The following is a 6,180-nucleotide window of genomic DNA, read 5'->3' as shown; positions in this document are numbered from 1 at the left end:
CAACAACAGAGTCAACAACGACTACTGAATCAACGACTGCATCAACAACAGAGTCAACAACGACTACTGAATCAACGACTGCATCAACAACAGAGTCAACAACGACTACTGAATCAACAACTGCAGCACCAACGACAACAGAAGCTCCAACAACAACAGAAGCTCCAACAACAGAAGCTCCTTCAGAAGTTACAACAACAACTGAGGCTCCAACAACGACTGAGGCTCCAAAACCTGCAGATACAACGACTACAACAGAAGAAGGATCAACTCTTCCATTTACTGGTGAAACTACAAGCCTAGTACTTGTATTGGCAGGTGTGGTAATCTTGTCAGGTACTGTAGTAATGAAACGTAAATTTACTAAATAATATTAGATAAATTTCTTTAGAGAGGAGAGAGCATTGCTCTCTCCTTTTTTAAATGTTAAAATGATGGAGTAGTAGATACTATCCTTCCCTTTTCAAGGAGAAACCCCACTTATCACAAAGTCACAAAGCCAACATTACAATACTAGCTAACGTAGCCGGTGGCAAACAACAAACAGAAGTTGGTTAAAAACATAGAGGAGAAATCAATAATGGAAAATTGGTTGACACAATGGCAGAAATTAAAGGAAAAATATCCGAAGGGTGTCCTTTATGTCAGTAGTGCCTTGCTACCAATGACCATCATGCTGGTGGTATGGTTTTTCATGGGGAGTTATCCTTTTGGAAATAAAAGTTTAATGACAGTTGTCTTTGATCAGCAGTATATTAGTTTTTATGGATTGCTAAAGAATGCCATTCTATCTGGTGATTTAAGTAGTCTGACATATTCCTTTACTAAATCTATAGGTGGAGATATGGTTGGTGAGTTGGGCTATTATTTGATGAGCCCTTTCAATGTTATTTATGTTCTGCTGCCTTTAAAATATATAGGGTTATCTGTTTTTCTAACAATCTGGCTCAGATATGGAGCTTTTGGACTTTCCTTTGCTCATCTCTTAATTAAACGTTATAAGGGTGCAGAGTCAAAACGATGGATGGTTCCCTTGTTTGCGACAGCTTATGCCCTGTCTGGTATGTTGGTATCCTACCAGATGAATGTTATCTTTTATGATGCCATGTTCATGCTTCCTCTTGTCATCCTATATCTAGAGCAGTTGTTAGATGGCAAAGCGGCTTATCCATATGCCTTTGTACTTGGTCTTACGGTATTCCTTCAATTCTACATGGGCTATATGATATCGCTATTTGTTGTCTTATATACCTGCTATTATCTTTCACCTCGTCTTTCTATCGAGGGGACATGGAAAGTAAAACTCAAACATTACGTCAAACCCTTATGGGATGTATTTCTCTACTCTATCCTAGGGTCTACTGCGGCTTCAATCTTATTTGTTCCAGTATTTTTCAACTTGATTGAAAGTAAGGGACAAGCAGGAGGGGCCATGACATTTTCCATGGCCTTTCAGATTAATCCCTTAGACATTTTATCCAAACTAACTATCGGGGGCTTTGATGCGCAATCAGGTTGGGCAGCTGGACCAAACCTGCCAAATATCTATATTGGAGCTCTCGGGTTTATCGGCTTTATCTTGTACTTTGTATCAAGAGAGATAGTCAAAGAAAGAAGATGGGCTGCGGGAGTGGTTACTCTCATCTTCTTTACTTCCTTTGTAAACGAATTTGTTAGTAAGATTTGGCATATGGGACAGAACCCTGCCGGATTCTTCTTCCGCTTCTCATGGTTATTCTCTTTCTTCATGCTGCTTCTAGCCTATCAAGCGTTAAAAGAGAAATTTAGAATCTCTCGCCGAGGGAAATTGCTATCAGTTGTAGCCCTAGTCTTATCGGCAATCTACCTCTATACTAAAGACTTTACCTATCTACCCAAAAAACAACCTGAGGCTCTAACTCTGTTTATCAATAGCCATTTTATTGCCATTGTGACACTGGTTGTATCAGCTACAGCTATAGGATTTTATCTATACTGGGAACGCTCTGCCAAGTCCCAGAAAGAAAAGGAGAGGGTATTGGTGATTGCGGCTGGATCTGTGGTGGTATTGCTGTTATTGTTGCAAACAGGTTATCTCTTTTCTCGTGTAGTCTTAACTCTACTCATTTACTTAGCTGTACTGGCCTTGCTACGTCCACGAATGATTCGCTTAGCTGTTGTCTTGTTATCAACTCTGACAGTATTTGAGCTAGGCTACAATGCCTATCTATCACAAGTGACCTTTAGTTATGCAAATGTTGATACATTTGTGGACGGAACGCTCTCGGTTAAACGTGTGACGGATAAAATCCAAGAAAATGCAGATGAACCTTTCTATAGAATTGCAACGACCTTTGCCTATTCTCGAACAACTCCATCTCTGATAGGTTATCCAGGTTTGAGTACTTTTAGTTCAAATTTGGAGAGGTCCACTATGAATCACTTTGCCTATATGGGGGATCAAGCGGGCGATGAAGCAATTGAATACGAAAATGGAACTCCTCTGACGGATGCATTATATGGGATTCGCTACTATATGGATGTCAAAGACCTGGATCCTACTGAGAAAGAAGCTCATCCTGAGAGAATGTATTTCACACGTTTTGCCAGTCGATTTGATATGCAGCGTTATTTCACGCAGAAGGTTTACGAAGATGAACGCTATATCGTATACGAAAATCCAAATTCTTTCCCATTAGCCTATGGAACAAATGATTTAGTAAGAAACATCAACTTTGGTAGAAATAACGCTATCCAAAATCAAAATATCATCCTTAACTCTATGGAAGGCGTGAAAAAAGGCGAAGAGAATTATCTCGACTACTTCAAACCCCTAGCTTACGGAGATGTTGAAACAGAAAATCTTACTGAGGAAAATGTCGACAAAGAAAAAGGAACTGCAGTCTACAAGCGGGTGGATTCTTCTAAGGATGCAATCGTTCGCTACCGAATTACTCCGCGAACAAATTTGACCTATTACTTCTTCGTACCAGCAAGTCTAAATTCTGAGAAAGATTACTCCGTCCTTCTGAACGGCAAGTGGTTCACTCATTCTAAGAGAAATACGCAACGTCAACTATGGCAAATCGCTGACAATGCAGAGAATCAAGAGTCTGTACTGGAGTTCCGCTTTAAAACAGATAAGGTTGACCTTTCAAATGCAGGAGTTTACCGCGCAGAAATCAGTCAAATTCAAAGTGCTTTAGAAAAGCGGAAGGAACAAGGTCTACAAGTTGAGAAATTCTCGAATACTCATATCGTCGGTTCAGTGAATATCACTGACGACAGTAAATACATGATGACCTCTATTCCTTATAGTGAGGGTTGGAAGGTGAAAGTGGATGGCAAGGATGTCCCTGTGACAAAAGCATGGAACAGCTTTATTTCATTCCCGATTACTTCCGGACAACACAAAGTAGAATTTGTCTTCTCCCAAAAAGGAAGGGTTACAGGTGCTGTATTGACTCTCATCAGTCTAACAACGCTTTATATCGTCAGAAGAGATTACAAGAAAGATGATAAAAAGCAGCTGAAAGAAAGTCAAGACGCTCCATCAGCTGAGTAAGCAATCTTTTATCAACTATAAAAAAATACGGTCAGGATACCATTCCTGACCGTTTTCTTTTACAAAATGACAAAAATCTTAAACTTTTTGACAAATATGCTTGTCAAAAATAAAAAGATATGTTACAATGAAATCAAGATAAGAACAAAGGAGAAAAAAGACATGCTAAAAAATCGTCTAAAAGAGCTTCGGGCTCGCGATGGCCTGAATCAAACAGAGCTGGCCAAACTAGCTGGCGTGTCCAGGCAAACCATCAGCTTGCTTGAGCGGGATGAATACACCCCATCCATCGTCATTGCCCTGAAGATTGCTCAGATATTCCATGAGCCAGTCGAATCAGTCTTTCGCTTAGAGGAGGATGAGTGATGAACAAGTATAAAGTGATTTATTATCTATCTATAGTTGTGTTTATCGTAAATCTTTTGGCTATGATTGGAAGCCTCATTGGTTGGTTTACAATTGTTGAAAGTAAATACCTCTTCTGGATTAACATAGTTTTACTATTAGTCTTTAGATGGGTAGAGAGAAAGATAAAGTTTAAAGAGATCCTAAAAGGAGAAAAGTTATGAAAGAGTTTTTAGCAGGTTTTCAAGTCGATACAGAGAACAAAGCACTTGCCGGTGTTTGTGCAGGTCTAGGAAATTATTTTAACATTCAAGCCAATATCGTTCGTTTGGTGACAGTCTTGTTATTCCTCTCTTCGACTGAGGTCGGGATTATAACAGTAACTCTCTATGCCTATCTAGCAGGTTGGCTTGGCAATGAACCCTTGGGAGATGGACCAAAAAAAGCTAGAAATCAAGCTATTCTCTTGTTTGCTGTTTGTATGATTTTGGTATCACTTGGAACAGAAGGCTTGACCGCTATCTTCGAATCAGGTAAAGCTTTTGGTCAATGGTTGTCTGGCTTGTTTTAGAAAGAGGTTGAAATATGGAAAAGAAACAAATCATTTTTGCACTGAAGATTTTTCTTGCAAGTGTTTTATTAGCAATATTTGCTGGTTTCCTTGGTGCTAATCCTTTAGGTATCGGTCAAGAGCAAGTAGTCGTTGCCTTGAAATCATTCTTTCTTGGTTTAGGGATGCTTACGGTGATTCTAACCTTTTATTTCACTAGAAAAAGCCATCAGGCCTATCAGAGTTATCAAAGAGAAGAAGAGGACGAAGAAAACGAACAAGACTACCTTGCCATGTATCGTTTCTTAGATTATGGTACAGTAGCTTGGAATGTTTGCCAAATTAGTATGCTTTCCTGTCTACTAATAGATTTGGGAGCTTTAGGCCTATCAGCAGCATCCTTACTTTTGATAGTTTTAGGTATCTGGGCGGGTGCTTACTGTCTAAAAATCACCAGCAAGATTCGTAACTACAAACTTTCTATTACGGCGACTCCCAAGGAAGTTTTAGACTACCTCGATACTTATGACGAGGGAGAAAAACAGGCTGAAATGGAAGAAGCTTACTTGATCTTGTTCAAGGTCAATCAGCTCCTCATTCCTGGTATCTACGTTGTCTTAGTAGTTCTATCTGTAGTATTAGGCCAAGTACAGTTGGTTGCTCTACTTGTGGCAGTTGTCATCCATTTGTACACGAATGTTGCACAATTGCGCAAAACAAAACGTTATTTCAAATAGGAGAATATTATGAAAACACTTAAAAATATCGGCTGGTATAGCCTTGCCTTCTTATCATTTCTTATGGTCTATAGTTTTATTCAGGGCGTAGGTTTAGCCGCCTTGAAAATGGGTGCACCTGAATATGTTGCTGTCCCTGTTTATGTCTTATTAGCAGGAATTTTCACCTTCGTTACCTACAAGTGGTATAAGACAGGAACCGTTACGATTGAAAAAACAGCCCTTAACAAATACATCTGGCTGCCAGCCTTAGTATGGGCCCTTGCCATTGTTGCTCAATTCTTTTTGCCAAATGATCCATCAGTCAGTCAAAAGATGTTAGAAGAATTGACTCATAATCAACCTCTCTTCACATTCTTCATGGCTGTCATCTTTGCACCCCTGACAGAAGAATTGACCTTTAGAGGTATGTTGGCTCGCTTTGTCTTCCCTCAACAAGACAACGTCAAGAAGACAGCTCTCTTTCTTCTTGTAAGCACTGTACTTTTTGCACTTGCTCATTTCCCTACTAGTCCTCAACAATTCCTAGTCTATAGTGCCCTTGGTCTTAGTATGGGGTTGGCTTATATCAACAAGGGTGGTCTGGCTTATAGCATGGGATTGCATGCCTTAAATAATTTAATTTCATTTGTGATGATAATGATGCTATAATAGACTCAGGAGGAAATTATGAAGCGAGTACTATTATTAGCAGTGATTCAGGCTGTCTTTCTCTTCTTTGTCATCGGCCTACTTGTCTATTTCATTAAGGGGGATTTCTTTTATAACAATCTAGCGGTTATCTTTGCTCCTATCGCAGGAGTGATACGATTTGCGACAGCTTATGTGACAGAAATTGTCCTTCCTAAGAAGACAGAAGAGATTGCTGAAAAGCGTAAAAAATAAAGAAAACCCAAATCCAGCGAATGACTTTGCTGGATTTTTTCATTTATAAGAGGAAACTCTCAACTTTTCTTATGATTTTCATGAAGAGCCTGCGCTTTTATGGTAAAATAGTAACAGAA

At 39.3% G+C, this 6,180-nt stretch carries 8 protein-coding genes; all 8 read left to right on the top strand.

The genetic code is table 11. The features are described from left to right. The coding region (locus NML75_RS01475) for an LPXTG cell wall anchor domain-containing protein (RefSeq protein ID WP_254731449.1) at positions 1-371 on the top strand (371 nt) is incomplete at its 5' end. 209 nt (positions 372-580) lie between these two features. Then, a complete protein-coding gene (pgfM1, locus tag NML75_RS01470) occupies positions 581-3,544 on the top strand; it encodes a glycosyltransferase PgfM1 (RefSeq protein WP_254731446.1) in 2,964 nt (987 codons plus the stop codon). 162 nt (positions 3,545-3,706) lie between these two features. Then, entirely contained in the window at positions 3,707-3,910 is a 204-nt protein-coding gene (locus NML75_RS01465) for a helix-turn-helix transcriptional regulator (RefSeq protein ID WP_000916944.1), read from the top strand. Next, positions 3,910-4,113 carry a hypothetical protein gene (locus NML75_RS01460; protein ID WP_254731440.1) on the top strand — a complete coding sequence of 68 codons (204 nt, stop codon included), beginning with the start codon at positions 3,910-3,912 and terminating at the stop codon, positions 4,111-4,113. Before NML75_RS01465 ends, NML75_RS01460 begins: the two co-directional genes overlap by 1 nt. Beyond that, complete coding sequence (locus tag NML75_RS01455) at positions 4,110-4,460, top strand: PspC domain-containing protein (protein ID WP_254731437.1); 351 nt, start codon at positions 4,110-4,112, stop codon at positions 4,458-4,460. The genes NML75_RS01460 and NML75_RS01455 overlap by 4 nt, the downstream gene beginning before the upstream one ends. Before the next feature lie 14 nt (positions 4,461-4,474). Then, a complete protein-coding gene (locus tag NML75_RS01450; RefSeq protein WP_254731434.1) occupies positions 4,475-5,176 on the top strand; it encodes a DUF3169 family protein in 702 nt (233 codons plus the stop codon). 9 nt (positions 5,177-5,185) lie between these two features. After that, positions 5,186-5,827 (top strand): CPBP family intramembrane glutamic endopeptidase, encoded by a 642-nt coding sequence (locus NML75_RS01445; protein WP_254731431.1) that lies wholly within the window; start codon positions 5,186-5,188, stop codon positions 5,825-5,827. A gap of 18 nt (positions 5,828-5,845) precedes the next feature. Beyond that, a complete protein-coding gene (locus tag NML75_RS01440; protein ID WP_070678314.1) occupies positions 5,846-6,061 on the top strand; it encodes a hypothetical protein in 216 nt (71 codons plus the stop codon). Positions 6,062-6,180: the final 119 nt, after the last annotated feature.

The sequence above is a fragment of the Streptococcus sp. CF4-3 genome (assembly GCF_024295385.1).
GTDB lineage: Bacteria > Bacillota > Bacilli > Lactobacillales > Streptococcaceae > Streptococcus > Streptococcus infantis_I.
This window is presented reverse-complemented; position numbering and strand designations above follow the sequence as displayed.

What these genes read in the sequence shown, in the direction of transcription:
- pgfM1 (WP_254731446.1), top strand. Translation starts at nt 581, where the DNA reads ATGGAAAATTGGTTGACACAATGGCAGAAATTAAAGGAAAAATATCCG.
- NML75_RS01465 (WP_000916944.1), top strand. Translation starts at nt 3,707, where the DNA reads ATGCTAAAAAATCGTCTAAAAGAGCTTCGGGCTCGCGATGGCCTGAAT.
- NML75_RS01460 (WP_254731440.1), top strand. Translation starts at nt 3,910, where the DNA reads ATGAACAAGTATAAAGTGATTTATTATCTATCTATAGTTGTGTTTATC.
- NML75_RS01455 (WP_254731437.1), top strand. Translation starts at nt 4,110, where the DNA reads ATGAAAGAGTTTTTAGCAGGTTTTCAAGTCGATACAGAGAACAAAGCA.
- NML75_RS01450 (WP_254731434.1), top strand. Translation starts at nt 4,475, where the DNA reads ATGGAAAAGAAACAAATCATTTTTGCACTGAAGATTTTTCTTGCAAGT.
- NML75_RS01445 (WP_254731431.1), top strand. Translation starts at nt 5,186, where the DNA reads ATGAAAACACTTAAAAATATCGGCTGGTATAGCCTTGCCTTCTTATCA.
- NML75_RS01440 (WP_070678314.1), top strand. Translation starts at nt 5,846, where the DNA reads ATGAAGCGAGTACTATTATTAGCAGTGATTCAGGCTGTCTTTCTCTTC.